Origin of the sequence: Kitasatospora sp. NPDC056783, assembly GCF_042789895.1 — a bacterium.
In the GTDB taxonomy this organism is placed as follows: Bacteria; Actinomycetota; Actinomycetes; order Streptomycetales; family Streptomycetaceae; genus Kitasatospora.
Genome location: NZ_JBHUAF010000002.1, coordinates 21,398 through 47,927 on the forward strand (window position 1 = coordinate 21,398; position 26,530 = coordinate 47,927).

At 72.7% G+C, this 26,530-nt stretch carries 21 protein-coding genes and 3 pseudogenes; 13 read left to right on the plus strand and 11 right to left on the minus strand.

The window, feature by feature from the left end; all coding sequences use genetic code 11:
* The first annotated feature begins 39 nt into the window (after positions 1-39).
* The gene (gene folE, locus ACFRMQ_RS00740; RefSeq protein ID WP_380725374.1) at positions 40-636 is read left to right on the plus strand and encodes a GTP cyclohydrolase I; all 597 of its coding nucleotides are present in this window, start codon (positions 40-42) and stop codon (positions 634-636) included.
* Positions 637-825: 189 nt separating this feature from the next.
* Here folE and ACFRMQ_RS00745 read toward each other — a convergent pair whose 3' ends face one another.
* The 4 genes and pseudogenes from ACFRMQ_RS00745 to ACFRMQ_RS00760 form a co-directional block, all read right to left on the minus strand.
* Entirely contained in the window at positions 826-1,746 is a 921-nt protein-coding gene (locus ACFRMQ_RS00745) for a transposase family protein (protein WP_380725548.1), read from the minus strand.
* 254 nt (positions 1,747-2,000) lie between these two features.
* Positions 2,001-2,555 (minus strand): annotated as a pseudogene (locus ACFRMQ_RS00750) (IS5 family transposase); the annotation flags it as partial.
* Positions 2,556-3,011: 456 nt separating this feature from the next.
* Complete coding sequence (locus ACFRMQ_RS00755; RefSeq protein WP_380725376.1) at positions 3,012-4,286, minus strand: PE-PGRS family protein; 1,275 nt, start codon at positions 4,284-4,286, stop codon at positions 3,012-3,014.
* Complete coding sequence (locus ACFRMQ_RS00760) at positions 4,279-6,438, minus strand: AAA family ATPase (RefSeq protein ID WP_380725378.1); 2,160 nt, start codon at positions 6,436-6,438, stop codon at positions 4,279-4,281. Before ACFRMQ_RS00760 ends, ACFRMQ_RS00755 begins: the two co-directional genes overlap by 8 nt.
* A 255-nt stretch (positions 6,439-6,693) precedes the next feature.
* Here ACFRMQ_RS00760 and ACFRMQ_RS00765 point away from each other — a divergent pair, with 255 nt between their 5' ends.
* The 10 genes from ACFRMQ_RS00765 (at position 6,694) to ACFRMQ_RS00810 (ending at position 18,441) form a co-directional block, all read left to right on the plus strand.
* Positions 6,694-7,314 carry a PadR family transcriptional regulator gene (locus tag ACFRMQ_RS00765; RefSeq protein WP_380725380.1) on the plus strand — a complete coding sequence of 207 codons (621 nt, stop codon included), beginning with the start codon at positions 6,694-6,696 and terminating at the stop codon, positions 7,312-7,314.
* Entirely contained in the window at positions 7,311-9,074 is a 1,764-nt protein-coding gene (locus tag ACFRMQ_RS00770; protein WP_380725382.1) for a sulfatase, read from the plus strand. Before ACFRMQ_RS00765 ends, ACFRMQ_RS00770 begins: the two co-directional genes overlap by 4 nt.
* A 315-nt stretch (positions 9,075-9,389) precedes the next feature.
* A complete protein-coding gene (locus tag ACFRMQ_RS00775; RefSeq protein ID WP_380725384.1) occupies positions 9,390-10,628 on the plus strand; it encodes an MFS transporter in 1,239 nt (412 codons plus the stop codon).
* Between the two features lie 26 nt (positions 10,629-10,654).
* Positions 10,655-11,677 carry an alpha/beta hydrolase family esterase gene (locus ACFRMQ_RS00780; protein ID WP_380725386.1) on the plus strand — a complete coding sequence of 341 codons (1,023 nt, stop codon included), beginning with the start codon at positions 10,655-10,657 and terminating at the stop codon, positions 11,675-11,677.
* Positions 11,678-12,036: 359 nt separating this feature from the next.
* Positions 12,037-13,542: a flavin-containing monooxygenase gene (locus ACFRMQ_RS00785; protein WP_380725388.1), complete on the plus strand. Its 1,506-nt coding sequence runs from the start codon at positions 12,037-12,039 to the stop codon at positions 13,540-13,542.
* Between the two features lie 4 nt (positions 13,543-13,546).
* Positions 13,547-14,434, plus strand: coding sequence for a class I SAM-dependent methyltransferase (locus ACFRMQ_RS00790; RefSeq protein WP_380725390.1), 888 nt, complete (start codon positions 13,547-13,549; stop codon positions 14,432-14,434).
* On the plus strand, positions 14,431-15,513 hold the full coding sequence (locus ACFRMQ_RS00795) for a hypothetical protein (RefSeq protein ID WP_380725392.1): 1,083 nt from the start codon (positions 14,431-14,433) through the stop codon (positions 15,511-15,513). Before ACFRMQ_RS00790 ends, ACFRMQ_RS00795 begins: the two co-directional genes overlap by 4 nt.
* A 6-nt stretch (positions 15,514-15,519) precedes the next feature.
* Positions 15,520-16,218 carry a DUF6875 domain-containing protein gene (locus ACFRMQ_RS00800; RefSeq protein WP_380725394.1) on the plus strand — a complete coding sequence of 233 codons (699 nt, stop codon included), beginning with the start codon at positions 15,520-15,522 and terminating at the stop codon, positions 16,216-16,218.
* Between the two features lie 16 nt (positions 16,219-16,234).
* Complete coding sequence (locus ACFRMQ_RS00805; RefSeq protein ID WP_380725396.1) at positions 16,235-17,227, plus strand: hypothetical protein; 993 nt, start codon at positions 16,235-16,237, stop codon at positions 17,225-17,227.
* Positions 17,227-18,441 carry a macrolide family glycosyltransferase gene (locus ACFRMQ_RS00810; protein WP_380725398.1) on the plus strand — a complete coding sequence of 405 codons (1,215 nt, stop codon included), beginning with the start codon at positions 17,227-17,229 and terminating at the stop codon, positions 18,439-18,441. The genes ACFRMQ_RS00805 and ACFRMQ_RS00810 overlap by 1 nt, the downstream gene beginning before the upstream one ends.
* 179 nt (positions 18,442-18,620) lie before the next feature.
* Here ACFRMQ_RS00810 and ACFRMQ_RS00815 read toward each other — a convergent pair whose 3' ends face one another.
* Positions 18,621-19,610 carry an alpha/beta fold hydrolase gene (locus ACFRMQ_RS00815; protein ID WP_380725400.1) on the minus strand — a complete coding sequence of 330 codons (990 nt, stop codon included), beginning with the start codon at positions 19,608-19,610 and terminating at the stop codon, positions 18,621-18,623.
* A gap of 164 nt (positions 19,611-19,774) precedes the next feature.
* On the opposite strand from ACFRMQ_RS00815, the gene ACFRMQ_RS00820 reads away from it, so the two are divergent.
* Positions 19,775-20,386, plus strand: a complete 612-nt coding sequence (locus ACFRMQ_RS00820; RefSeq protein ID WP_380725550.1) for a helix-turn-helix domain-containing protein — start codon at positions 19,775-19,777, stop codon at positions 20,384-20,386.
* Between the two features lie 70 nt (positions 20,387-20,456).
* Here ACFRMQ_RS00820 and ACFRMQ_RS00825 read toward each other — a convergent pair whose 3' ends face one another.
* The gene (locus ACFRMQ_RS00825; protein ID WP_380725402.1) at positions 20,457-20,954 is read right to left on the minus strand and encodes a beta-class carbonic anhydrase; all 498 of its coding nucleotides are present in this window, start codon (positions 20,952-20,954) and stop codon (positions 20,457-20,459) included.
* Between the two features lie 488 nt (positions 20,955-21,442).
* On the opposite strand from ACFRMQ_RS00825, the pseudogene ACFRMQ_RS00830 reads away from it, so the two are divergent.
* Positions 21,443-21,520: pseudogene (locus tag ACFRMQ_RS00830) on the plus strand (hypothetical protein); the annotation flags it as partial.
* A 51-nt stretch (positions 21,521-21,571) separates the two neighbouring features.
* Here the strand turns inward: ACFRMQ_RS00830 and ACFRMQ_RS00835 are convergent.
* The 5 genes and pseudogenes from ACFRMQ_RS00835 to ACFRMQ_RS00855 form a co-directional block, all read right to left on the minus strand.
* Positions 21,572-21,682 (minus strand): annotated as a pseudogene (locus tag ACFRMQ_RS00835) (DNA-binding response regulator); the annotation flags it as partial.
* 152 nt (positions 21,683-21,834) lie between these two features.
* Positions 21,835-22,245, minus strand: a complete 411-nt coding sequence (locus tag ACFRMQ_RS00840; protein WP_380725404.1) for a hypothetical protein — start codon at positions 22,243-22,245, stop codon at positions 21,835-21,837.
* 209 nt (positions 22,246-22,454) lie between these two features.
* Positions 22,455-23,210 (minus strand): S1 family peptidase, encoded by a 756-nt coding sequence (locus ACFRMQ_RS00845; RefSeq protein ID WP_380725406.1) that lies wholly within the window; start codon positions 23,208-23,210, stop codon positions 22,455-22,457.
* Positions 23,211-23,563: 353 nt separating this feature from the next.
* Positions 23,564-25,366, minus strand: coding sequence for a hypothetical protein (locus tag ACFRMQ_RS00850; protein ID WP_380725408.1), 1,803 nt, complete (start codon positions 25,364-25,366; stop codon positions 23,564-23,566).
* Positions 25,363-26,427 carry an ATP-binding protein gene (locus tag ACFRMQ_RS00855; RefSeq protein WP_380725410.1) on the minus strand — a complete coding sequence of 355 codons (1,065 nt, stop codon included), beginning with the start codon at positions 26,425-26,427 and terminating at the stop codon, positions 25,363-25,365. The genes ACFRMQ_RS00850 and ACFRMQ_RS00855 overlap by 4 nt, the downstream gene beginning before the upstream one ends.
* Between the last annotated feature and the right edge of the window lie 103 nt (positions 26,428-26,530).

Here is a 26,530-nt window from a genome sequence, read left to right on the forward strand (position 1 = left end):
TGCGGCCCACTCTCGTCAACTCACCGCCAAGGGATGACCATGACGTCCATACCCGTACAAGCCCAGCGCCGACACCTGGTCGACCGCCTGCGCGTCCAGGAGCTGACCCGCGAGCTGCTGCTCGCCCTCGGCGAAGACCCCGACCGCGACGGCCTCCAGGACACACCCCGCCGCTTCGCCGACTGGTGGGGCGAGTTCCTCGACCACGACCCCGGCCGACTCGACACCAGCTTCGCCCAGGAGGGCCGGTACGGTGACTTCGTCCTGCTGACCGGCATCGAGGCGTGGAGCGTCTGCGAGCACCACCTGCTCCCCTTCCGCCTCGACGTCTCCATCGCCTACGTACCGGACACCGCCGTCCTCGGCCTGTCCAAGCTGGTACGGCACCTGGAGGCCCACACCCACGCCCTCCAGCTCCAGGAACGCATCACGCACGACGTCGCCCACGACCTCGCCAAGGCCGCCGCCACCGACGACGTCGCCGTCTTCACCACCGGCGAGCACCTGTGCATGAGCATGCGCGGCGTCAAGGCCACCGCGGTGCGCACCACCACAACATGCCGCCTCGGCCGCACCGAGAGTGACCCCGACCTGGCCACCCGCATCGAACGGCTCGCGCTCCCCGTCCGCCCCTGACAACGTCCCACCCCCCTACTGCACCAAGAACCAACCCCCGCCTGCCCACTCCTTCACCCAAGCGGCCCGCTGGTACAGAAGCGCCGACACCGCTGCACTGACCCTGCTCCTGGTGTTCGGCTACCTCTGACGCTTACGACCTGGTGCGTGATAGCGGCGGCGATGTGACGGCCTGAGCGGGGCCGTTGGTCAGACGGCGGCGGTGCGGTCGGAGACGAGGCCGGCGACGGCGAGGTAGGTTGCCGGGAGGGTGTCGCGGCGGTGGGTCCAGCGGGCCAGGCCCTTCCAGCGCTTGTGGTCGGCGAGGGCGTGCTCAACGGGAATGCGCTGAAACGAGTGCTCATGGCGAGCCTGTTCTCGAGCCTCGTGGACTTCAGGCGCGGCAATCTTGTTCGGCTTCTTGGGCGGTGTGACGGCCTTGCCGGGATGGTCCCTTCGGAGACCCAAGTAGCCGTCGTCGAGAAGAACTTGGACTCTGGGGAACTGGCGGAAGAGATCGTCGATGCCTTCGCCCCTTATCGCGGTGGTGTCGTGTATGCGTCCGGGGCGGAGGTTCCCGGCCCAAAGGGTGCGGCCCTTCGCGTCGGCGACGACGGTGGCCTTCATCGTGTTCTGCTTCTTCTTGCCGGAAACGTAGGCCCGACGCCCCCCGCGGTGCGGGGTCGGGCGGCGGACCTGGACCTCGGTGGCATCCAGTCGCAGCACGACGCCCTCGGCCTGCGCGTAGGCGAAGACGTCCGCGAGAGTCCGCAGCCGTATCCCGGGCCGGTCGGGCACCGCGAAGCCGCGGGTGGCGAGCAGGCCTCTGACCTCGCCGACAGCCCGGCTGATCGTGGAGCGGTCGACACCGAACAGCAGGGCCAGGACCGAGTGCGGCAGGTCGTGGCGCAGGTGGATGAGCGTAGCGGTCACCCGGTCGACGAACACGAGCCGGTGCCGGGCACCCGCTCCGACGGCCCGTCGACGCACTCCACCACGGGCGACATGCCGCCGCCCCTCAACCTCGGCCTGCCAGGGAGACGCGAGCTCGGCGATGAGCTCCGCCAGGTGCCGGCGCGAGATTCCGGTCAGCACCCGGTGGCCGAGGAGGGCACGGTTCACCGTGATCATCACGTCGTCAGATCATGCCGCCTATTACATTGCTGGTCACATCGCCGCCGCTATCACTCACCAGGTCGTAAATGCCGCTGGACCGACGGATGTGCCGCCACGCCCCTCCGAGGGGTAGCAACTTGAACGTGTCGGCCAGGTCATCGGCCCGCGGCCCCCACCCCCCTCATCGCCCCTTGGAGGGGCACCAACCAGTACTCCAGCAGGCCAGCCCGCACGAGGATGGCCCTCGTCGCCCCTTCGAGGGGTAGAAACACCCATGCCTTCGTCACCGTGGGCACGGCGTGGACGACCTTGTCCAGCAGGCTGATTCCGATCGCGTTGTCGTGGACGCTGGCCGCGACCACGACAGCGGCGATGATCAGGCCGAGCACGTCGGTGGCGATACCCCGCTTGCGGCCCGGACTCTTCTTTCCCGGGTCCAGTCCGGTCGTCTCCTTGGGCGCGTTCGTCGAGGCCCGTACCGTCTGGGAGTCCAGGACCAGGGCGGTGGGATCCTCGTGCCGCTTCCGGCTCTCGCGGACCTGCCAGCGCAACAGGTCGTGGATGGTTTCGGTGGTCCCGTCGTCGCGCCACGTGCCGAAGTAGTAGTAGACGGCGCTGGGCGGCGGGAGATCATGTGGCAGGTAGCGCCACTGGCAGCCGGTGCGGGCCTGGTAAAGGATCGCGTTGAGAATCTCCCGCATGTCGTACCGCCCCTGGTGCCCGCTGACCGATTGGTGGCGTCCCTTCCAGGCCGTGATGACCGGCCGGATCAGCTCCCACGCCTCATCCGACAGGTCGCTCGGGTAGGCCCTGCGCTCGCCCATGCCCACAGCAGACCGCATCTCCGCCAGACGTCAACCCTTCTGGATGGAAGCCGACTTCGGAACAACGGACAAACGCTCAGACCCTCACAGAACTCCCTCTGAGGAGTAACAGCCGCAAGGACAAGGTCTGCACGCTGATCCCTGCCTACCGTCGTCACACCTCCAAGGGGTACCAACCAGACCCACTCGACGCCGCCACAGGTGCTCAGCAGGCCTGTGGTCGCCATCTGGCTGGTACCTTCGGGAATCCTGCTGACCTTCTGCTGACCCCGGGTGGTCGATCATGCCCCTGAGCTGGGCAGAAACGCCAGGCTCGTGATAGCTGGGCGTTCATGCCTCCTGCTCGACCGGGGACGACGGCCTGCCGCGGCGACTTGACCGGGACGGTGACCCGCCGTCCGTCGCTTCCGCCGACGACGGAACAGCGCCGCTCCTCCTCCGTGTACAGACCCCTTGCTACAGGGTGCCGGCGGCGAAGTCGGCGATCAGGGTGCGCAGGGGCTCGGCGGCCTGGCGTGGCGGCAGGCGGGTGTCGAGGCCGAGGACGTCGATGACACCGAGGAGGCCGCGGGGGCCCTGGATGCGCAGGGTGCGGTGGGACGAGCCGTCGTGGGCGGGGTGGACGATCACGGCGGTCGGGGCCGCCGGGGTGGTGTATCCGGCGATGTAGGTCAGGAGTTGGTGGCGGTCGGGGGCGCCGACGTCGGCGCTCTGGAGGGCTTTGTGTTTCGCGTCGATGGTGAGGAAGCGGGTCTCGGGGGTGTTGTCGAAGGCGAGAAGGGTGTCGGGCCGGAAGGAGGGGTCGCTGCGGCCGAGTCCGCCGAAGGTCTGGATGCGGCCCTCTTCGGGCCGGGCGAGGCGTCCGTCCACGGTGTGGGCGGCGTCGGCGGCCATCCGCCGGACGACCAATTCCCAGAGCCGGTCGAGGTGCAGCAGCACGCTCCCGGCGTGGGTGCCGCGGTGGGCCAGCAGGTCGCTCACGCCGCCACCGCCGAGGACCAGCGCCGACCAGACGTGCGCCGCCCGGTAGTGCTCGTTCAGCCGGGTGTAGCGCGCCCGGCGCAGCAGTCTGGTCACGGTGGCTCCGAGGTGTGGGCGGGGGAACCGCGCGGCGGCGGTCTCCAGCTCGCCGGCCAGCGCCGGCCTGCCAGCCGCGAGCGGGACGGCCGCGGCCAGGGCGGCGCCGCAGATCTGGTTCTCCCAGATCGCCAGGTCCCGCTCGAAGGTCCGTACGTGCAGGCGGTCGACCGCGCCGTAGCGGCGGACGATCTGCCGGTGGATGTCCAGCCGTCCGCGAAGGGTCGGCTCGACTCGCTCGGTCTGCTGGTAGCCGCGGTTGAGTCCGCGGCGCAGGAGGGTCTGGCACTCCGCCAGGAGGGCGGGCAGCACGACGTCGGCGTAGCCGGTGCTGCTGGTGCGCCAGCGGCGGAGTGTCGGTTCGTGCGGCACCGGCACGCCGTTGGCGTAGCAGAGCCAGGTGATGAGCTGCTCGCCGGCGATGGGGAGTTTGGGACGCAGGGTGAGCCGGACGCCGTCGAGGAGCAGTACGCCGGTGACCGAGTGGGTACGCAGCCGCCATCCGTGTCGGGTGCGTTGGAGGGTGAGTCTGCCTTTGCCCTGGAGGTGTTTCAGCAGGCGGACGTCCTTGTCGGTGAGCTGGTCCTCCCGCAGGAGGGCGGTGCCGTGTTCCTCGACCTTCACCTCGGGCGGGTCGGTGCGCCGTTCAGTCATCGAGGTTGTCGTCAGGGTCGGCACCGGTGAACTCGGTCGCCAGCAGTTGGGGCAGGTCTGCGGGGCTGCTCCAGGCGATCCGGCCGGTGGCGGGGTCGACGAGGGTGCCGAGGATCTCCTGCAGCAGTTCGGGGCGGCCCAGGCAGTGGTCGTCCACCAGCGGGACGATGTCGTGGCGGAAGGCGGTGGCGAGTTCCTCGGCCGTGGCCAGCGGGCGGTCGTCGCGCAGGAGTGCGGCTTGGCCGATCACCTGGTCCGGGCCGAAGGCGCGGTACAGACGGGCGTTGAGGCTCTGCAGGAATTCGGCGAGGTCGAGGCCGCCGACTTCGCCGTCGACGGCTTCGAGGTCGGGCGGCACGTCGATGGTGGCGAACCGGCGTCGGATCGCGGCGTCGAGGTGGCCGATGCTGCGGTCGGCGGTGTTCATGGTGCCGATGATGCGGACGTTCTTGGGGACGGCCTGTTGTTTCCCGCTGATCGGCAGGGTGAGGGGGATTCCCCGCTTGTCGAGTTCCAGCAGGGTGATCAGTTCGCCGAGGATCCGGGGGAGGTCGCCGCGGTTGATCTCGTCGATGACCAGGAGGAAGGTCTCCTCGGGCGCGGCCGCCGCCGCTTCGCACACCCGCCGGAACAGCCCCGTCCGGAGTTCGAGTCGCAGTCCGGCGCCCTTGGGGTCCGGGTCGGGTTTGAACCCTTCGACGAAGTCCTCGTAACCGTACGAGGCGTGGAAGGTCACCATGGTCAACCGGCCGGGCTCGCCCTTGTCGGACACGGTCAGGAGTTCGGCGAGCGCGGCGGCGCGCTCGGCCGGGTCCGCGTCGATCAGGTCGGCCCGCCCGGCCAGGGCCAGGGCCGTGCTGAGGGCGAGCCGGGTCTTGCCGGTGCCGGGCGGGCCCTGGAGGATCACCTGGCCCTTGTGTTCCAGCGCGTCGACGATCTGGCGCACCGCGGCGGGCGCCTCGGCGATCGGTGTGCAGGCGGGCCTGTCGGTGGTCGGTCGTTGCGGGCCGGCCGGTTCCCGGCCGGGGGTGCGGGCCGCGCGGATCTGGCGCAGCAGCCGGTCGGGGACCTTGGCGAAGGTCTGCTGCCACGCCTGGACGGGGGCGTCGAGGTGCTGGGCGTAGGAGGTGTCCCAGTCGACGGCCACCAGATGACGGAACATCGGGCGGGAGTGGTCGTAGGTGTAGCCACCGGTGACGGTGCCGAGGGCGAGTACCTCGGACTTGCCGTTGTTGGCGATGATCTGCTCGCCGGCCTCCAGGTCCCGGAAGCCGAGCAGGTGCCGGGCCAGACGGAGGTTCCCGCCGCGCGGGTCGGGCCGGGTCCGGTCCAGGGTGTACTTCAGTTCGCGGTCGCTCTCGTACTGCCCGAGGTCTCCGACCTCGTCCCAGGCCACGCAGATGTGGCCGTTCTCGCGGCAGTCGTCCCAGAAACGGGCACCGTCGCCGGGGGCGATCTTCCACACGTCCCCGTCGACGATCCGGGGGTCGTATTCGGCGTAGAGGAAGTGCATGACCTCGTGCGGGTGCCAGCCCTCGAAGAGCCGGCTGCGGCGGATCAGGTCGTACAGGACACGGTTGGCCCGCCAGGTCCGGACGCTGGAGGCCTTGAGGAGTTCGGGCGCGCCGAGCAGAGCGGCGAAGTGCCGTACGTGCGAGGCGGAGAAGATCGGCAGGTAGTCGTCCGGGAAGTAGATCGACAACGCCTTGGTCACCAGGGCCGGTCCGAAGGCCAGCACCTCCAGGTCGTCGATGCCCCGGTAGTCGCGGGCGCCGGCCAGCCGGAGTGCCTCGTCGAACTCCGATCGGATGACACCCCACGCCCCGTGGTGGTCGAGGTGCCGCAGTCGCGACGGGTAGCGCCATTGGCCGCTGTTGTGCCGGTAGATGATGTGCTTGGCGGCGCTGCCGCCCCGAATGCTGCCGAGCGCGTCGGTCCCGTACTCCAGCAGCCGGCAGAAGGTCCCCTGGCTGCCGTTGAGGCCCAGGGCGTACTGCACCAGGGGCAGGTCCGGCCACCGGGCGAGGGGGAACTCCTCGCGCACGCGCTCCTGTTGCGCGCGCACCTCGGGGAGCAGCTCCCGGATCGGCTCCCGTTCGAACTCGCGTGCTCTGCGTGCGAGCTCCGCGTTCTCCCCCACCCCTGTGTTCATGTCCTCATGATCCCAAATCGCCGACGAACGCGGGCCCGAACCGTGTCGAAGGGCGCCGCACCTCGGCGCCTCGTGGGGCTGGCGCACCCGGCGTACCGCGACGGGCGGCCCCCGTTTCGAGCTGCCGGGCGGAACCGACGCCCCCCGATCCCGCCCGGTACTGCGGCTGCGTGAACTCCCGTGAACAGCTGATGGCGGGACCGCCGAAGGCGTTGTCCTTCCCCATCGGCTAGAGCACTCTGCACATAGGACACCATGCACATAGGGGAGATGGAGTTGCGCTTCGAGTACGTGTTGCTCGCGCTGCTGGCCGGCCGCCCGCTCAGCGGGTACGACCTGCGCAAGTGGGTGGAGACCGAGGGCCAGTTCCTGCGGTCGCGGGCCCACCACAGCCAGATCTACCGGCTGTTGGGGCGGATGGTCGTGGACGGCTGGGTCGACTACCAGGTGGACCCCCGCGAGGGCCGCCCGGACGCGAAGGTCTACCGGCTGACCCCGGTCGGGCGGGAGGCGCTGCTGGACTGGGTGCGTTCCCCGTACGACCCGCCGAGCCGCTTCCAGGACGCGGACTTCCTGGCCCGCTTCGCCTTCGCGGCGCCGCTGGACCGTCAGGCGGCGATCCGGCTGCTGCGCACCGAGCTGGACTTCCGGCGCGCCCAGATCGCCCGCAACCGCGGCCGGGACCGGAGCCTGCGCTTCACCGACCCGCTGCCCGAACTCGACCAGCAGCTGGCCCGTGACGTCGCCGAGGAACTGCACCGCTTCGGCGCCGCCTCGGTGGACCGCTGGGTCGACTGGCTGGAAGGAATGCTGACCAGGCTGGAGGAGCGGCAGGCCCAGGACACGGCCGCCGCGACGGAGGGAGACGCCCGATGAAGGCGATCATGGTGATGTTCGACAGCCTCAACCGGCACCTGCTGCCGCCGTACGGGGGTGACTGGACCCACGCCCCCAACTTCCGGCGCCTCGCGGAGCGTTCGGTCACCTTCGACAACGCGTGGGCCGGCTCGCTGCCCTGCATGCCGGCCCGCCGCGAGATCCACACGGGCCGCCACAACTTCCTGCACCGCGGCTGGGGGCCGCTGGAGCCGTTCGACGACTCCATGCCCGAGCTGCTCAAGCAGCACGGCGTCCACACCCACCTGGCCAGCGACCACCCCCACTACTGGGAGGACGGCGGCGCCACCTACCACGGCCGGTACACCACCTGGGAGTTCTTCCGCGGCCAGGAGGGCGACCCGTGGAAGGGACAGGTGGCCGACCCGGAGATCCCCGAGGACCTGAAGCGGCTGCGGTTCGCGACCCACCGCCAGGACTGGATCAACCGGCGGTACCTGCCCACCGAGGCCGAGCACCCCCAGACGCTCACCTTCGACGCGGGCGTCGAGTTCGTCCGCACCAACCGGGACGCCGACCGCTGGTTCGTGCAGATCGAGACCTTCGACCCGCACGAACCCTTCTTCTCCCACCAGCGCTACAAGGACCTCTACCCGCACGACTACGACGGCCCGCACTTCGACTGGCCCGACTACAAACGGGTGGTGGAGAGCGACGACCAGGTCGCCCACGCCCGCAACGAGTACGCGGCGCTGCTGTCCATGTGCGACCACTCGCTCGGCCGGGTGCTCGACCTGATGGACGAACTCGCCCTGTGGGACGACACCCTGCTGATCGTCAACACCGACCACGGCCTGCTGCTCGGCGAGAAGGGCTGGTGGGGCAAGAACATCCAGCCCTGGTACAACGAACTCGTCCACCTCCCGCTGTTCGTCTGGGACCCGCGCGCCGGCCGCGCCGGCGAGCGCCGCGGCGCCCTGGTGCAGACCATCGACCTCGCGCCCACCCTGCTGGACTTCTTCGGTGTGGAGCGGCCCGCGGACATGCAGGGCCACCCGCTGCCCGTCGCCGCCGACACCCCGGTCCGCGAGGCCGGCCTGTTCGGCGCCCACGGCGGCCACGTCAACGTCACCGACGGCCGCTGGGTCTACCTGCGGGCACCCGTGAACCCGGACAACCAGCCCCTGCTGGAGCACACCCTGATGCCCACCCGCATGCGCGGCCGGTTCACCCCCGCCGAACTGAAGGACCTCGAACTGGCCGAGCCCTTCAGCTTCACCAAGGGCGTCCGGACGCTGCGCACCCCGGGCCGCTCCCTGCTCAACCCGTACCAGCACGGCACCCTCCTGTTCGACCTGGAGACCGACCCCGACCAGCTCTCCCCCGTCGTCGACGACGCGGCCGAGCTGCGGATGGCCGGGCTGCTGGTCGACCTGATGCGCGCCAACGACGCGCCGCCGAGCCAGTACGAACGCCTCGGGCTCCCCGCCGAGGGACCGGTCTCGGACGAACACCTGCTGGTCCGCGCCCAGCGCGACCAGGCGCGCGACGCCACCCGGCCGTTCCCCCGTGCCCAGGACTTCCCCGCCGGCCGGCTCTCGGTGCGCACGCCCGTCCTCGCGCTGATCGCCGACCCCGTCGCGGTCGAGGTCCTGCGCAAGCACCTGCCCGGCATCGTCGACTCGGAGTTCCTCCAGTTCCTCGGCGGACTCCCGCTGCTCGACCTGGCCGCCGTCGTGGGCGGGCAGCTCGACGCCCCGGCGCTGCACGCCGTCGCCCGCGAACTGGCCGAGCTCTGACCCCTGCTGCCCGAAATCCGGCCTCCGCCGCCAACCGCCGGACGGGGACGTGGCATGACCGGTGGCGGGGCGGCCACCCCGCCACCGGTCGTCGCTCCCCGGCGCGCCGTCCCTTCACATGAACCACGTGACCCGCGGGAGTGACCTGTGCCCGAGCATACCGACCTGAGACCGACCGCCCCGACCGACGCCGAACCGGAACCGCCATCCCCCGTCCGGGGACAGGAACAAGGACAGGAACAAGGGCAGGGACGGGGACACGAAGGGGGAAACGGACGGGGACGCTGGCGCCAACTCTCCCTCCTCGGCGGCGCAATGCTCGTCGACGGCTCCGAAGCCGGCCTGATCAGCGGCCTGTTCCCGGTGATCCGGCAGTCCCTCGGCCTCACCCTCGGCTCCCTGGGCGTCCTCACCGCCACCGGCAAGCTCGTCGCCGTCGTCGCCGGACCGCTGTGGGCCTGGGCCGCGCACCGCTGGTCCCGCAAGAACGTCCTCGTCCTGGCCACCGGATTCTGGGGCGTCTGGGGAATCGCCGCCGGCTTCGCCCGGGACTTCACCCAACTGCTGCTGCTCACCACGATCCTGGCCGCCGGATACGCCGCCGCCCAGCCCCTGGTACCGAGCATCCTCGGCGACCTGTTCCCGGGCCCCTCCCGCGGCCGCGCCACCGGCGCCCTCTACGGCGGACTCGCCCTGGCGGGGTCCGCCCTCGGCCCGCTCATCGGCCAACTCTCGGGCTTCGAGGACGGCTGGCGCTGGGGCTTCTGGACCATCGGCACCCTCAACGTCCTCTTCGGCCTGCTCCTCCTGCTGTTCTTCCGCGACCCGGGCCGCGGCGCCGCCGAACCGCAGCTCGCCGGGCGCACCGGCACACCCGCGGCCGCCCTGCCCACGCTCGACCGCGCCGCGCTGCTCTCCCTGCTGCGTATCCGCACCTTCGCCGTCCTGGTCGCCTCCCGGCTGCTGTCCGGACACCTCCTCCTCGGCTCCTTCGCGGTCGTCTACCTCGTCGACGTCTTCGGATTCACCACCGCGAAGGCCGCCGTCGTCCTGCTGCCACTGGGCCTGGGCTACGTCCTGGGCACCGCCCTCGGGGGCTTCCTCTCCGACTGGGCCGACCGCCGCAGCCCCCGCCACGGCCTGCCGGCCGCCCTCCAGGGCGCCCAGATCGCCTTCGCCGTCCTCGCCTACCTGGGCACCCAGATCGACTACGGCAGCATCGGCCCCCACGCCCTGTTCTTCCTGCTCATGGGCACCACCCAGGGCGTCAACCCCGGCATCAACCGCCCCATGGTGCTGGCCGTCGTCCCGCCGGAACTGCGCGACGCCGCCTTCACCGTCTACGTCTCCGTCGCCGAGGCCCTCGCCTGGGCCGCCTTCACCCTCGGCGCGGGCCTGGCCGGCGAAGCCTTCGGGCTCCGCCCGGTCTTCCTCACCGTCCTCGTCGGCCTCATGCTCGCCAACAGCCTGCTCCTCACCCTGCTGCACCGCCCCTGGTCCGACGACGTCCGCCGCCTCCAGCGGGAACTCGACCGCCGCGCCGCCCTCCGCTGAGCCCCCTCCGCCCCGAAGGAGACCGCGTGAAACCCGGCCCCGCCCGCCTGCTGGCCCTGCTGCTCACCGCCACCGGCCTGCTCCTGCCCGCCCCGACCGCGTCCGCGTCGTCCGCCGCGACCACCGCGTCCGCCTTCCCCGGGCCCGGCGGCTACCTCCACCGGAGCTACGACTCCGCCGGCGACGCCTACGACTACAGCCTCTACGTCCCCTCCGGCTACGACCCCGGGACGCCGTCACCGCTGGTCGTCGTGCTTCACGGCTGCAACACCACCGCCGACCAGCGCGCGCAGTCCAGCGCTTTCAACGAGGTCGCCGAGCAGCAGCACGCCCTCGTCCTCTACCCCGACGGGGACGCCTACGACCGCCTCCTCAACGGCCGCTGCTGGCGCGCCACCACCGACCCGCAGGGCGAGACCCGCGACCACGGCGACGCCGCCGCCATCGCTGGCATGACCCGCGCCGTGGCGGGCACCTGGAACGTCGACACCAGCCGCACCTACGCCCTGGGCATGTCCGCCGGCGGCTTCGAGACCTCCATGCTCGGAGCGGACTACCCCGACCTCTACGCCGCGATCGGCGTCTACTCCGGCGCCGCCTACGGCCACGGAGTCACGGGCTGCGCCGGCGTCTACCTGCCGACCGCCGACACGGCGGACCTGGCGCAGCGGGCGTTCGCGCAGATGGGCCCGCGCCGGCGCCCCGTCCCGGTGATCCTCTTCCACGGCGACGCCGACCCGTTCGTCCCCTACCAGTGCGGCCTCCAGGCCCTGGAACAGTGGCGTCTCACCGACAACCTGGCCCGCTCCGCGCAGGGGCTTCCGACCGTTCCCGCCCAGCCCACGCGGGTCACCGACGCCACCGTCCCCGGCGGCCGCGGCTACACCGTCGCCGAGTACGGCGGCCTGCTGGAGTTCTGGACCGTCCACGGCATGGGCCACAAGTGGTCCGGCGGCTCCACCGACCCGGAGGTCGCGCGGTTCGGCGACCCGACCGGCCCGAGCGCCTCCGCCGCCGCCTGGCAGTTCTTCTCCCGGCACCGGCTGTAGGGCGGCGGACGGGCGGGGCCGGCCCCGCGGTTGCCCGGCGGGGTCCCTCTCCGAGCAGTCGCGCCACCCAGCACTCCCTGTTCCGCTCGATCAGTGCGGGGACGACGTCGACTCCGTCGAGCTGGTAGCGGTGCGGGAGCGGGCCGTGGCGCGACAGCCACACCGTCTCACGAGGCCCACGCGATTCGCGCTCGTACCTTCCGGCGCCGGGAAAGCGATTTCCACTCGAATGGATGCGCAATGGGTCGCACTCGAACCCATGGGGTGCTACGAATGGCTTCGAATAGCGGAAACCCCAGTCCGGCGGGGCCGGAGAATTCGCCGAGCAAAGGACCTCCCAGCCGAGCAAAGGACCTCCCATGGACGACGGGAATCGGGCACCCATACCCCGGTTGCGTGTCTGCGTCATCGGGGCCGGGGTCAGCGGAATCGTCGCGGCGAAGACCTTCCACGAAGAAGGGCACGAGGTCACCGTCTTCGAGCGCTCGGACCAGCTCGGCGGCGTGTGGAACCCCCGCCGGGCCTACGCCGGGCTGACCACGCAGACCCCGGGCGATCAGTACGCGTTCTCCGACTTCCCGACCCCGGCCGACCACCCCGACTGGCCGTCGGCACGCCACGTGCAGGCGTACCTGCGCGCGTACGCCGAGCGCTTCGGGGTGGCGCCGCTCATCTGCTACCGCTCCACCGTGGTGCGCGCGCGGCCGCGCGGGGCGGGCGCGCCGTCCTGGTCGGTGACGGTCGACGCGCCGACGGGGCGCTCCACCCGGGAGTTCGACTTCCTCCTGGTGTGCAACGGCATCTTCAGCGCGCCGCACGTTCCCGACCTGCCCGGCACGCGGCGGTTCACCACCGCGGGCGGAACGGTGCTGCACACCTCGGACTGCGGCTCGGCGGAGCTGTTCCGGGGACGGCGCGTGGTCGTGGTCGGGTTCGGGAAGTCGGCCATGGACATCGCCGCCACCGCGGCGCCGCGGGCGCGGGAGGTGCACCTGGTCGTGCGCCGGGCCGTCTGGACGGTGCCGCGGTTCTTCGGCGGGCTGGTGCACATCCGCCACGTCTGCACCTCACGGCTGTGGGAGTCGCTCATGCCGTCGCGCTCACCCGGCCCGGCGCGCCTGGAGGCCGGCCGGCGGCGCCTGCTGGCGCTCCTGTGGCGGGCCGTGGAACTGCTGCTGTCCTGCCAGTTCCGCCTGCGCGCCAGCGGACTGCGCCCGGCGCACCGGTTCGGGGACCAGGTGGCCTCCGGTTTCCAGGTGGCGCCCGCGGCACTCTTCCGCCTGGTCCGGGCCGGCCGGATCCAGGTGCACCGGGCGGGCGCCGAAGGGTTCACCGCCGAAGGGGCGGTGCTCTCCGACGGCCGGGTGCTGGCGGCCGACGTGGTCGTCCTCGGCACCGGCTACCGCCAGGAGCTCCCGTTCCTGGACCCGGCCCTGGCCGCCCGGATCGTCGACCCCGAGGGCCGCTACCGGCTCTACCGCTGCCTGGTGAGCCCCGAGGTGCCCGGGCTCGGGTTCGTCGGCTACAACTCCAGCCTGTTCACCCCCACCACCTCGGAACTCGGCGCGCGCTGGCTGGCCGCCCACGCCACCGGACGCATCGCGCTGCCGAGCCCACCGGAGATGCACCGGGCGATCGACGCCGAACTCCTGACCGGAAAAGCCGTTCGGCCCCTTTCCGGCCGTTTCTCCGGAACCCACGTGGTGCCCTACACCTATTCCTACCTGGACGGCCTCCAGAAGGACCTGAGAAAAACCAGGAATCCGCGCGGGATGAACGCGGTGCGGCGCTACCTCAAACCGTTCTCGCCGCACGACTACGCACTCGATACCATTCGGCGCGGTCCGACTCACGGAAAGCCCTGACATCATGCCGGCAGGCACCTCGAAGTGGTTCCACGGGACACCGCTCAAAGAAGAACTCTCGGAATTCACGCCGCCGGACCCGACGCCCTGGGGCTCGATGGGCGTCGAGGACATCCTGGCCCGCCAGTACCGCCAGGACGGCGGCTCCGCCGCCCCCGCCGGGCCCGCCGTCGACGCGGCCGAGCAGGCGGTCGACTGGCTGCACCGCCACCTGCGGTTGCCGCCCGGCGCGGCCGTGCTCGACATCGGCTGCGGCCCCGGCATCCACAGCCACCGCCTCGCGGAACTCGGATACCGGGTGACCGCGACCGACATCAACCCCGCCTTCCTCGACTTCGCCCGCCGCCGCGCCTCGGCCGCCGGACTCGACTGCCAGTACCTGCCGCTCCCGATGGCCGCGATGACGTTCGACCGCGACTTCGACCTCGTGCTCGCGGTCCAGGGGCCCTCACTCCAACTGCGGGAACCCGAACTGGCCCCGTTCATGGCACAGATGGCCCGAACCCTGCGCCCGGGCGGACACCTGCTGTGCGAACTCAGCCGCGCCCCCGCCGACCTCGACCGGCGCGACCCGGACATCACCGTCACCCAGGACCCCTCCACCCACCTGATGGGACGGCCGGTCCGGGCCGCCGTGCTGCGCCGGCTCCTCTTCCCCGCGGAACGCGAACGCGTGCACCACCGCCTCTTCCTCCACGAGGAGGGCGAGGTCACGGAGTTCTGGTCCCGCTTCCCCCTCCACGCCCCCGCACGCCTGGCCACCGCCGCCGAGGAAGCGGGCCTGAGGGTCCTGGCGACCTTCGGCCCCGCCCTCGGCGAACCGCCCTCCGACCGGCAACTGACCTGCCACCTGTGGGCCGTGCGGGACGCACGAGGGGACACACCGGCATGACCTCGCGCACCGCCCCGGCCGACCGGCTCTCCGACCTGGTGGCCGACCTCACCCAGGACCTGCACCCCGACCTCGTGCCACCGGCCCGGCTGGCCCGGGCCCTCCACACGGCGCGCCACTTCCCGCGCGACGTCAGCGGCTTCGTCGGCCTGGAATGCCGGCTCGGCCCGGACACAGCCCCCGTCGACTTCATGTTCTGCGTGGGCAAGGCCCCTCACGAACGCGCCGCCCTGGCACACCTGGCCGAACGCACACACCGCGCCACCGGCCCGCCCCACCCCGGATGGGGCCGGCTGGCCGACTTCGCCACCGCCTGGACGGACCCGGCCGGCCCGCTGCACGGACACATCCGGGACGTCTGGCTGGAGTTCGACCTCGACCCCACCGACCTCGACCCCACCGACACCGCCCCCCCGACCCCGCCACCGCCGAACGTCTTCCTCGACATCGACCCCGGCACCGCGCGCTCCGGCGCGGCGAACGCGCCGCTCGACGAGGCCACGGCCCTGCTCACCGGCACCGCGCCGGACCCGGCGCACCGGGCCTTCCTCGCCCACTGCCTGCGCTCGACCCCCACCGCCGCCTCCGGCGTCGTCCTCGGCGTCCTGCTGCCCCGCGACGCGGACCACCGGCGGCTGTGCGTCCAAGGACTGACCAGCCGCCAACTGCTCGACCACCTGGACACCACCGCCTGGCCCGGCCACCACCGGGACCTGCTACCCGTCCTGCACCCCATGGCCCCGACCGTCGACTGCCTGACCCTCGACCTGGACATCGCGGCCCGCACGCAGGACCGCCTCGGGATCGAGTACATGTTCCGCTCCCGGCTGCGGCCCGGCACCCCACCACCCTGGGAACGAGCCCTGAACCGCCTGACCGCGCTCGGACTCTGCCGCCCCCAGGACGCCGACGCCCTCCGGCAATTCGGCACGGCCCGACCCCGCCCCGCCCCCGGCACACCACCCGGCGAAGCCCGTCCCCGCACCTGGCGGCGGCTCAACCACCTCAAAGTCGTCCATACACCCGACCGGCCACCCGAGGCGAAGTGCTACCTCTTCGCCCGACGCACGAAAGGGTGACCAGCCGTGCGACAGCTCACCCCCACCGGGCTCCTCACCCCGTCCACCGCCCGCTGCGCCCAGGAAGTCCTCGACTGGGCCCGGGACTACATCTCCCAGCCCCACCCGCAACTGGGCCGCAGCGGCCCCATCTGCCCCTTCGTGCCGCCCGCGGTCAAGGCCGAGGCCCTCCACATCGCCGTGCACGGCGAAGTCGACGACACGGTCGACGCCGCCCGGCTCAACGACCTCCTGCGCCGCTACATCCCCGTCTTCCGGCGCACACCACCGCTGACCGGACCGGAGAAGTCACTGAAGACCATCGTCACCGCCTTCCCGAACCTCTCCGCACAGCGCGCCACCGTCCTCGACGACGTCCACGCCGACCTGAAGACCCACTTCGTACGCCAGGGCATGATGCTCGGCCAGTTCCACCCGCTCTGCCGGGCACCGGCCGCCCGCAACCCCGCGTTCGGCAACAAGGTCTCGCCCGTGCCGCTGTTCGCGCTGCGCCACATCGCGGTGCACGACATCCTCTTCCTGAGCTCCCGGCCCGACTGGTTCGCCGTGTACCGCTCGCTCTTCGGCAGCCCCTACGAGGAACGCGGCGCGGCCGGCGGCAACGAGTACCAGGACGCCTACCACCGGGCCCTGGACCGCTTCGGGCCGACAACCGCCGCGACCACCCCCGCGCGCCGGACCCGCCGGACCGAACAGAGCACCTGAACCGAGAGGCACCCCCGTGAAAATCCTCGACGTCACCCTGCGCGACGGCGGATTCGTCAACGACTTCAGACTCGGCCTCGACGACGCCCGAGCGGTGGTCGCCCTGCTCGACCCGGCCGGACTGGACGGCATCGAGATCGGCTACCTCACCGGCCTCCCGCCGAACCACGGCGCGTACCCGCACGCCGGCCCCTGCTACGCCCTGACGCCCGAGCACGTGGCGGACCTGGCCGCCGCCACGACCACCCCGCTGGTGGGGATGCTGCACCCCGGAGGCACGGAGCCGCTCGACCTACCCGCCCTGGCGGGCGCAGGGCTGTCCCTGGTGCGGATCCCGGTCACCCCGAACGGCGACGGCCGGTGGCACGACGTCGCCGACCGGCTCACCCGCGCCGCCATGCCGTTCACCGTCAACCTCACGCTCGCCAGCTGGGCCGACCCGGAGGCGGTCGAAGCGTGCGCCAAGACGGCGGAGAGCGCCGGAGCGCGGATGTTCTACGTCGCCGACACCAACAGCGCCTTCCTCCCGGACCAGGTCGAGGAGATCTTCCACCGTCTGAGCGGGACCGTCGGACTGCCCCTGGGCTTCCACGCCCACGACTGCAAGCGGCTCGCCCTGGCCAACGTGCTCGCCGCCCGGCGCGGCGGGGCCCAGTGGGCCGACGCCTCACTGGCTGGCCTCGGCCGAGGAGCGGGCAACGCCGCCACCGAGGTCCTGCACGAGATCACCGGGCGCGACGCCGAGGCACGGCACCGGCTGCTGCTCGCCCTCCCCGAGGTCACCCGGGCGTTCGAGGCCTATGACGCCCGGCAACTGTGGCAGCAGCTCTGCGCGTTCCTGGACCTCTGGCCGCCGGCCATCGAGCTGTTCGACAAAGCCGAGCTGCGCACCGGCGTGGACAAGTACGAGCGGGCCGGCACCCGGCTGCTGGGCCGCGAACTCGCCCACCCGCCGACCGAGGCCGACCTGACGGCGATGACCGGACTGCACCCGGACGGCGCCGGCTGATGCCCGCCGCCGCGCGCACCCGCGCGTCCGGCCGGCACGTCTGGGCGGTGACCCACCCGACACCCGGCCACGTCTACTCGAGCCTGGGCCTCGTCGCGGAACTCGTCCGCCGCGGACACCGGGTGACCGCGGCCGTCACCGAGCGGTTCGGCGCCGCGGCCCGCTCCGCCGGCGCCGCCGTCACCGGATACCGCTCCCCGCTCGAGGAACTGATCGCATCGGGCAGGCTGCCGACGGACGGCGACACGCACGACCCCTTCCTCACCGAGGCGCGGGCGGTACTGCCCCAGCTCGCCGCGACCCTCGACCGCGACCGCCCCGACCTGCTGCTCTACAAGAACGGCTGCTGGCAGGCACCGCTGCTCGCCCACACCCGCAGGGTGCCCGCCATCCAGTTCACGACCACCCGCGTGCCCCGCCCCGACCTGCACCCGGCGGGCCCCCGGTTCCACACACAGCTCCGTACCCTCCTGTCCGACCACGGCGTGACCACCACGGCGCAAGACTTCCTCGACCGGCCCGAGACCTGCCTGGTGATGCTCCCGCCCTCGTTCCAGCCGCACCGCCACGAACTCGGCGGGCACCACCGGTTCGTCGGACCCTGCTTCGGCGACCGCTCGTTCCAGGGGAGTTGGCAGTCGCGCGACGGCAAAAACGTCCTCCTCATCGCCCTCGGTGGCGTCTTCACCGACCGCCCCGACTTCTACCGCCGGTGCCTCGAAGCGTTCGGCGACGGCGAGTGGGACGTGGTCATGGCCACCGGCGACCGGACCGACCCGCGACACCTGGGAGCGGTGCCACCCAACGTCCACCTCCACCGCACCGTGCCGCAACTGCGCGTGCTCGCCCACGCCGTGGCGTTCGTCTCCCACTGCGGCGGCAACAGCACCATGGAGGCGCTCCACCACGGCGTCCCCCTGGTCGCCGTCCCCCAGGCCGTGGACCAGTTCGAGAACGCCGCACGGATCGCGGAACTCGGACTCGGGATCGACCTCTCGGGAGCGGACGCCGACCCCGGCCGCCTGCGCGAGGCCGCCGGCCGACGACCCCGAGGGCGCCGCGGTGCCCTCTTCCGGCACCAGGACTTCTTCCGGCACGCTCACCCGGTTCCCCGATTCCCTCGGCCCCGGGGGCCGACTGTCTCCGCGCGTGGCCGCGTGTCCCTGCGCGTGGTCGCGGGGGGTGCGACCGAGCGCCGTTCGACCTCAACGTAAGGGCCCACGGGAGGGGTCCTGCGCCGCCGCCGTCCGTCCGGTGGTGAGGGAGGTGGCCATTCGGATCACGGAGCTCCGTTCCTCGTCCCGGTGCCGGGATCGCCGGCCGGCCCCCACAGCGACGCCCGGCGCTTCGAGCCCTCCGTGTCGCGACGAAGTCCGGCCGGCCCGCCCGCGGTTCAGCCCGGGAGGGAGGCGAGCCAGGAGGTCAGCAGGCGGTTCACCTCCTCGGGGCGCTCCTGCTGGATCCAGTGCCCGCAGCCGTCCAGGACGTGGCTGGAGGTCAGGCCCGGGAGGGTGGCCGGGAAGGCGGCGATCGCGTCGGCCATCCAGGTCGTGGAGGCGTCCAGGGCGCCGCCGATGAACAGGGACGGCTGCTCGATCGGGGCGCCGCCGTACCGGGCGAGGTCCTCCCAGTCGCGGTCCATGCTGCGGTAGCGGTTGAGGGCGCCGGTCATGCCGGTGCGCTCGAACTCCCCGGCGTACACGTCGAGGTCCTCCTCGGTCAGCCAGGCGGGCAGCTTGCCGGCGGGGAAGCGGTCACGCAGCCGGCCCCCGGCGCGGGCCACGAAGTGGGGGTCGGGCTCGCCCTGGGTGGGCATGGTGTCGGCGGACATGGCGGCGTAGAAGCCCGCGAGCCAGCCCCGCAGGTCGGGCTCCATCTCGGCCTCGGCCCGGCCGGGCTCCTGGAAGTACGAGACGTAGAACTCCTGGTCGCCGCCCATCCGCGCGAAGACCTCGGTCGGGCGGGGGCCGCCGGGCGGCGCGTAGGGGACGCTCAGCAGTCCGACGGCGCGGAAGACCTCGGGGTGGAGCAGGGCGGAGGCCGCCGCGATGTTGGAGCCCCAGTCGTGCCCGACGACCACCGCCCGCTCCTCGCCCAGGGCGCGCACCAGGGCGACGTTGTCCGCCACCAGGTCGAGCATCCGGTAGGCGTCCGTCGCGGCCGGCTTGGAGGAGCGGCCGTAGCCGCGCACGTCGAGCGCCACGGCCCGGTACCCGGCCGCCGCGAGGGCCGGGAGCTGGCGGCGCCAGGAGTACCAGGACTCGGGGAAGCCGTGGACGAGCAGGACCAGCGGTCCGGTGCCCTGCTCGACGAGGTGCAGGCGCCCGGCCGGTGCCTCGATGGTGCGGTGGCGCGGGTCGGCGGACGGCGCGGGCTGGTGCATGGTTTCTCCTCGGTTCACGGGCGGTCGCGGTTGCCCACCGATCCTGCGGCGCGGCGGCCGCCCGACGCGAACGCCCTTGTCATTCTGGCAAACTGGCAGGACAGGGCGGTGGAGGCGGCATGACCGGAGGCGACATGACCGGAGAGAGCGGGGCGACCGTGACGGTGACGGACGACGGCGTGGCCGACACGCTGGCGGCCCTGGGCCCTCGACTGCGGGCCGCGCGCGAGCGGCGCGGCGTCACGCTCACCGACGTCAGCCGTGCGACCGGCGTCTCGCTCAGCACGCTGTCGCGGATCGAGACCGGTCGGCGCAATCCGACCCTGGAGGTGCTGCTGCGGCTCGCGACGGCGTACGACACCTCCCTGGACGAGCTGGCCGGCACCGCACCCGCCGCCGCGGCCGAACCCCCGCGCGTCCCGGTTCCGCGGCGTCGAGGCGAGGACAAGGTGGTGCTGCCCTTGACCCGGTACGTGGGGGGCCTGCACGCCCACAAGCACGTCCTGCCTGCCGTCGACGCGCCGCCGGAACGGCCGCGGCAGGTCTCCCACGACGGATACGAATGGCTGTGCGTCCTGTACGGGCGGCTGTGGCTGGCGCTCGGCGAGCAGGACCTCGTCCTGAACGCCGGGGAGGTGGCCGAGTTCGACACCCGCACCGCCCACGGAGTCGCGAACGCCGGACCCGGCGGACCGGTCGAGTACCTGATCATGTTCGGGCCGCAGGGAGAGCGCCTACGACCGCGCACTCCGGCCCCCGGCGGCGGGGCCCGGTAGGACGCGACCGCTGGTCCCTGGCGTCCCTGGTGCGGCGGCCGTGGGAGGCCGCACCAGGGACGCCGCGGGGTCAGAGCACGACCTCCTTGAGGAGGCCGGTCGCGACGTCGAAGACGAAGCCGCGCAGGGAGTCCGTGTGCGGGACGAAGGGGCTGGTGCGGATCCGGGCGGCCGACTGGCGGACGTCCGTCTCCAGGTCGGTGAAGGCCTCGGCGGCCCACGGGGGCTTGATGCCGGTCTCCTCCCGGATCGACTCGCGGAAGGCGTCGTCGGCGAAGGTGAGCATGCCGCAGTCGGTGTGGTGGACGAGGACGATCTCCCGCGTGCCGAGCAGCCGCTGGCTGATCGCCAGCGAGCGGATGGCGTCATCGGTCGCCACCCCGCCCGCGTTGCGGATCACGTGCGAGTCGCCCTCGGCGAGGCCGAGCGCGCCGTACACGTTGAGCCGGGCGTCCATGCAGGCCAGGACGGCCGTGTGGCGGGCCGGCGGGAGCGGGAGCGGCCCGTCGAAGGCCTCGGCGTACTCGGTGTTGTTGCGCAGGTAGTGGTCGGTGGCGGTGTCGGTCATGGTGGACGGCTGTCCCTTCGGTGCGGTCGGATCGTGGCCGGCCGGGACGCGCGGGGCGCCCTCCGTCCCCGCGCACGCGCGGGAGCGTGCCGCGCACGCCGAGGGGCGGGCGGGCACAGGACGGGCGGTGCGGGGCCGGAGGTACGGAGCCGCGAAGTGGCCGCGTCCCGGCGGATGCCGTCCGGAGCTCGGCGCGCGCGGGAGCGCCGGTTGAGCGACGGCGGTCCCGCGCGGCAGCAGCAGCGGACGACGGCCGCCACGGCGGCGGCGTTCGACATGGAAGCGAACGGCGCGGCCAGGCGGATCGGGCGATCAGACGATGACCGGACAGCCGGTGGAGTGGATGCGGCCGAAGTCGATGTGACGACGGCGGACGAGCACGGTCATACGGGCACCGTACTGCCCGGCGCGGCCGCCCCGCTCGGAAATCACCCATTCTCCACCCCGCCGGGTGACCGTGTTCGCGGGCCGCCGGCGGTGAGGGCCACGGCGTGGTGGTGGCGGGCCCGTCCTGCGCGGACAACAGCGTCACCCGCGACCTGACCACGGGCCGGCTGCCCGCGAAGGACCTGACCTGCGGCGGTCAGCGGCCCGCCCCCGAGGGCCGACCGCGGGGCCTACGGGGTCACCAGGCCCGCCTCGTAGGCGATGATCACCAACTGGACCCGGTCGCGGGCGTCGAGCTTGGCCAGCAGCCGGGTGATGTAGGTCTTGGCGGTGGCGACGGGCCTGATGCATCGAGCGGCCGATCAGCCGGGCGATGACAACCAGCAGTATCGTGCCCTGGGCGTCGGAGGTGTCGGTGCGGGGGACCGCGCCGGTGTGCGGTCCGCCGAGCGGCCGCCCGGCCGCTGGCCGGAAGCGTCGGGCTGTACTTCGCTCAGACGTCTGTGGCGTTCGGGAAGACCTCGATCGCCGGCTTCTTCTTCGAGATGAGGACATCACGGTAGTGGTGGTCGAAGGACAGGATCGCCGGACGCTGGAGCCTCCAGGCGAGAACGGCGTTGACGGCGTCAGCCAGGCCGAGGGCATGGCCCTGGTACTGGCGCAGTAGCCAGTCGTCGGCATCGGCGGCCAGGTCCGACGGGCCGTCGAACAGTGCCCAGTCCACGATCGGCTCGGAGGGGATCGGCAAAACGCCGGCCGCGTGTTCGATCGCCAGCTCCTCCGGGGTGCGGCCGAGCACCGCGGCCAGGTCCCGCAGGATCTGTGCCTCCGACCCGGAGACGGTGACGCTGGCCGTGATCGGCCGCTCTGGCGGCTCAGGAGCCGGTTCCGACTGAGGTGTCATCAGTTCATTCCATCTGTGGGGTGGTCCTGCAGGGTCGACGGTATCGGGCCGCGAGCGGTCGCAGGGCCGATCCCGGTCAGCCACCATTGCGGGCGGAAAGGGGCCGGTCCAGCCGAAGACGCGACCGCAGGGCCCGCTTTCGGTCAGCGGGAGCAGGTCCAGCGCGCCCTGGCCGGCCAGCCAGCCGGCCAGGGCAGCACCGGTACCGGTCAGGGCAGCAGTTGCCCGGGGACGTCGGTGGCCCGGGTGAACACCGAGACCGGGTGCTGGGTGTCGCAGTACTTGTTGCCGGTGGAGACCACGCCGATCACCACATCGCCGACCACCAGCGGCCCGCCCGAGTCCCCCTTGCAGACGCTGTCCGCCGTACCGGCCCGCGGCAGGCCGCAGACCTTGAGCAGCGGGGAGTCCCCGGGCTCGGTGTACGGGTCGCAGGAGGCCGGCGGAGCCAGCGTCAGCCGCGCCTGCTTGAGGTGGGTGCCGGGACCGTCCGAGCCGGTGCGCCCGAACCCCAGCAACGTGGCCGTGCGGCCGTACCGGTAGAGCGCCTCGTCCCCCTGGCGCGCCACCCGCACCGGTGTCTGCGGCAGCGGGCGGTCCAGGGTGAGGACGGCGGAGTCGTGCTCCAGGCTCGCGGTGTAGCGCGGGTCGACCCGGTAGCCCTTCACCCGGCGGACCTGGCCGCCGGAGCCGGTCAGGTCGGTCCGGCCGGCGATCACCCGCAGGGAGCCCGGGTCGGTCGCCTCGGCCACGCAGTGGCCCGCGGTGAGCACCTTGGTCGGAGCGATCAGCGCGCCGGTGCACCACTGCTCGCCCGCGGCGGTCTCCAGGGCCACCACGAACGGGTGGGCCTTGGTCGTGGTGGCCGATCCGCCGTGGACGGCGGCGGCCGGGGTGGCCCCGGCGGCCAGCAGGCCGGCGACCGCCAGCAGGACGGCGATCGGGCGTCGGTTCGAGAGGCGCATGGCAGGGCTTCCTTCGTCGGTCGGGTGGGACGCGGCGGACGTTCGCCGCGATGGCCGCGATGCGCGGCCCGGCGGCCCGGATCGGTGCCGGTCGCCGCCGGACCGAAGACTGCCCCGCGATCCGTCCCGCCCGCCAGCACTGCCCGGCGATCCGGGACGCTGGAACGGCCTCACCCCCTCTGACCTGCGCGTTCGCCGCGCCATGGAACGCCGGGCCGGGACAACGGACCCGGCCGACTCGCCGTCACGCGCCGCCACCGCCCGGCCGCCAGACCGCCAGACCGCCAGACCGCCACCGAACAAGCATCCGTCGCACGGACCGGGACGAACGAGCGGACGGAAGCCCAGCGCCCTCAGGTCATCCGGAAGACCGGTCCGCGCGGGGTGAACGGCAGTGCCGCGCCGCGCGGGACGAGGAAGGCGTGCTCGCGGCGCAGCCGCAGGACGTCGCACTCGCCGTCGGTGATGACCAGGACGGGTGCGCCGGGCGGGAAGTCCCCGGCCCGCTCCAGCAGGTCGACGCCCGGCTGGAGGACGGTGCCGCCGCGTCCGTGCACCCGCAGGCGTCCGGCGATCTCCTCGATCGGGAGGTAGCCGGCGTCGTGCGGGGCGGTGTCGCAGTGCACCACCCGGGCGGCCGGGACGTCCCGGGCGGCGGCGTAGGAGGCGATCGCGCCGAGCGCCTTGCCGAGCAGGGTCCGGTCCATCGAGCCCGAGGTGTCCAGGACGACGCCGAAGGTGCAGCGCGGCACCTCCTCCTCGGGGTGGTGGCGCCCGGCCCGGGGGATGTCAGGGGTGGCGGACTGCCGGCGGGCCGGGCGGGCGTAGCTGCGCACCGGTTCCGGCCTCGGTACGAATTCGTCGAACCAGCGGGCCAGTCGGGCGTCCCAGGGCAGTGGCGGGTGGGCGAGCGCGCGGATCTCCTCGACCAGTCCGGCCGGGAGCAGGCCGCGTTCGCGCCGGTGGAGTTCGAAGCCCTGCTGGAGGCCGCGCCGGTAGAAGTCGTCGAGGTCGACGTAGTCCCGGGGCGGCCCGAGCGGTTCGCCGAGGACGTCCGGGCGGTTCTTGCCGGCCAGGGTGGCGAGGCGGCGGATCCGGCGCTGGTCGCGGGCGATCCGGTCGTACACCTCCTCGGCGGACAGGCCCTTGAGCTGCGGGTCGTGCAGCAGTCCATCGGGCATGTCGCCGACGCCCATCTCCAGCAGCCAGCCGTTGATGACGTAGTCGGCGGCGACGTTGAACAGGAACGGGTCGCGTCCGCCGCGGCGTTCTCCGTGCCGCAGGGCGGCGTGCAGGATCTCGTGGCCGAGGATGAACCGCCACTCCTCGTCGGAGTACTGGCGCAGCGGGTTGACGTAGATCTCGGCGGCCTCGGCGTTGACGGCGGCGACGGCGATGTCGTGGGCGCGGGCGAGTTCGGCGTCGGCGACGACGGTGAGGCCGGCCGCGACGGCGCCGAGCAGGGGGTAGGAGGAGACGAACCAGTTGAGGGCCCGGTTCCAGGCCCGCTCGGGGAGGCGTTCGCCGGTCTCGGCGTCGATCCGGCCGCCGGCGCGGTCCATCGCGGCGGACATGGCGCGGGTGAGCGCGGCGGCGAAGGCCGTCGGCCAGTCCTCGGGGGCTTGGCCGTGGCCGCGCCATTCGACGAGCAGTTGGTCGCGTGCGGCGGTGCCGGCGGTGCCCGCCGTTCCGGCGGCGTCGGTGGGTGGCGGGCCGTCGCGGCGCCAGCGGGCGGCCAGTTCCTCCTCGTCGCCGCCCGGGTACTGCTGCGGGAGGGCGACCGGGGCGCGGCCGACGGGGAAGGTGGCGAGGAAGCGGTTGACCACCGCGCAGCGGGCGGCGGCCAGGTGGGCGTCGGGCTGGGTGCGGCGGCCGCGGGCGCCCGGGAGGTGGCCGAAGCCGAGGTGCAGGAGGCAGTGTGCCAGCACCCAGGCCCACTCCTCGGGTTCGGCCCGGCGGCGCGGGTTGACGTGCAGGGTGCCGTTGGAGTCCACCACCGCCCAGCCGTTCGGCGGGGCGGTGACGCAGTCCTCGCTGCGGCAGACGTCGGCGTGCAGGGCGGCGAGGGCCTGGTTGCCGCGGAGCCGGGCCAGGCCCTCGGCGAAGGCCTCGGCGCCGGGGTCGGGTTTCTTGCGGTCGGCGGGGGCGCGGCTCACCGGCGGGCCTCGACCAGGCGGGGCATGTCCCGGGCGGCCTCGATCAGGAACCAGGAGGGCAGCAGCGGGTTGCCGTCCGGGCCGTCGGCGATCACCGTCTGGGCGACCTCCACCGATATCTCGGCCAGCTGCACCAGCAGCGACTTGGCCCGGAAGGCGGTCTGCCGCTGCGTGCCGGAGGCGTGTTCCTTGCGGGCGGGCAGTTCCTTGACGAGCCGGCTGCGGAAGGCGTCGGCCAGGTAGTAGAGCAGGTCGCGGTCCTCCAGCCGGTGCGGCCAGCGGGCGTCGCCCTTGAGGATCGCCTCCAGGCCGTAGGAGTTTCGGACGATCTTGGCGTAGCCGCAGAAGGCGATCGCGTGCTGCGCGGTGAGCAGCCCGTGGGCGACGACCTTGAGGGTCTCCTCGTCCAGGGCGGGGCCGAAGGAGTGCAGCGCGTCCGAGAGCATGTGCCAGGCGCGCGGGGTGGAGAACGGTTCCTCGGTCTTGGGCGGGGCGGACCACAGGTGGTCGGGCCGGTCGGTGAGGTGGTCGACGATCCAGGGGTGGATGCCGGTGCCGGCCGCCCAGCGCAGCCAGTCCTCGGCGCTGGCCCGCAGATGGACGTGGATCATGCGGTTGACGAGTGCGGAGGCCATCGGGCGGGCGAGCGCGCCGTCGGTGGCGCGGTTGCCGGCGCCGATCACGATCGAGCCGGGCGGCAGCTCGTACGAGCCGATCCGGCGGTCCAGGATCAGCGAGTAGAAGGCCTTCTGGACGTCCGGCGAGGCCGCGTTGAGTTCGTCGAGGAAGAGGCAGTACGGCTCGTCGCGGGCGATCTGCTCGGGCGGGCAGAACCGGGAGCGGCCCTCGGGGGTGAGCTGCGGGACGCCGATCAGGTCCTCGGGGGCGAGCTGGGTGCCGACCAGGCTCACGCACTCCAGCCCGAGCGACTCGGCGAACGCCCTGACCAGGGAGGACTTCCCGATCCCGGGGGCGCCCCAGAGGAACACCGGACGGACGGTGGCCAGGCCGAGCAGCAGCTCGGGGATCTGGGCGGGCGAGACGCTGACTGCTCCCTGCACGGGGCTCCTTCGCGGCGACGGTGCGTGACCGGCCCAGTGTGCGCCGCGCGTTGGCGGGGCGCACCCGCTTTTCCGGCGGCCCGGGCCGTGGCGGTGGCCCCAG

Coding starts and splice junctions, on each gene's coding strand:
- folE (WP_380725374.1), top strand. CDS start 40: ATGACGTCCATACCCGTACAAGCCCAGCGCCGACACCTGGTCGACCGC.
- ACFRMQ_RS00745 (WP_380725548.1), bottom strand. CDS start 1,746: ATGATCACGGTGAACCGTGCCCTCCTCGGCCACCGGGTGCTGACCGGA.
- ACFRMQ_RS00755 (WP_380725376.1), bottom strand. CDS start 4,286: ATGACTGAACGGCGCACCGACCCGCCCGAGGTGAAGGTCGAGGAACAC.
- ACFRMQ_RS00760 (WP_380725378.1), bottom strand. CDS start 6,438: ATGAACACAGGGGTGGGGGAGAACGCGGAGCTCGCACGCAGAGCACGC.
- ACFRMQ_RS00765 (WP_380725380.1), top strand. CDS start 6,694: ATGCACATAGGGGAGATGGAGTTGCGCTTCGAGTACGTGTTGCTCGCG.
- ACFRMQ_RS00770 (WP_380725382.1), top strand. CDS start 7,311: ATGAAGGCGATCATGGTGATGTTCGACAGCCTCAACCGGCACCTGCTG.
- ACFRMQ_RS00775 (WP_380725384.1), top strand. CDS start 9,390: ATGCTCGTCGACGGCTCCGAAGCCGGCCTGATCAGCGGCCTGTTCCCG.
- ACFRMQ_RS00785 (WP_380725388.1), top strand. CDS start 12,037: ATGGACGACGGGAATCGGGCACCCATACCCCGGTTGCGTGTCTGCGTC.
- ACFRMQ_RS00790 (WP_380725390.1), top strand. CDS start 13,547: ATGCCGGCAGGCACCTCGAAGTGGTTCCACGGGACACCGCTCAAAGAA.
- ACFRMQ_RS00795 (WP_380725392.1), top strand. CDS start 14,431: ATGACCTCGCGCACCGCCCCGGCCGACCGGCTCTCCGACCTGGTGGCC.
- ACFRMQ_RS00810 (WP_380725398.1), top strand. CDS start 17,227: ATGCCCGCCGCCGCGCGCACCCGCGCGTCCGGCCGGCACGTCTGGGCG.
- ACFRMQ_RS00815 (WP_380725400.1), bottom strand. CDS start 19,610: ATGCACCAGCCCGCGCCGTCCGCCGACCCGCGCCACCGCACCATCGAG.
- ACFRMQ_RS00825 (WP_380725402.1), bottom strand. CDS start 20,954: ATGACCGACACCGCCACCGACCACTACCTGCGCAACAACACCGAGTAC.
- ACFRMQ_RS00840 (WP_380725404.1), bottom strand. CDS start 22,245: ATGACACCTCAGTCGGAACCGGCTCCTGAGCCGCCAGAGCGGCCGATC.
- ACFRMQ_RS00845 (WP_380725406.1), bottom strand. CDS start 23,210: ATGCGCCTCTCGAACCGACGCCCGATCGCCGTCCTGCTGGCGGTCGCC.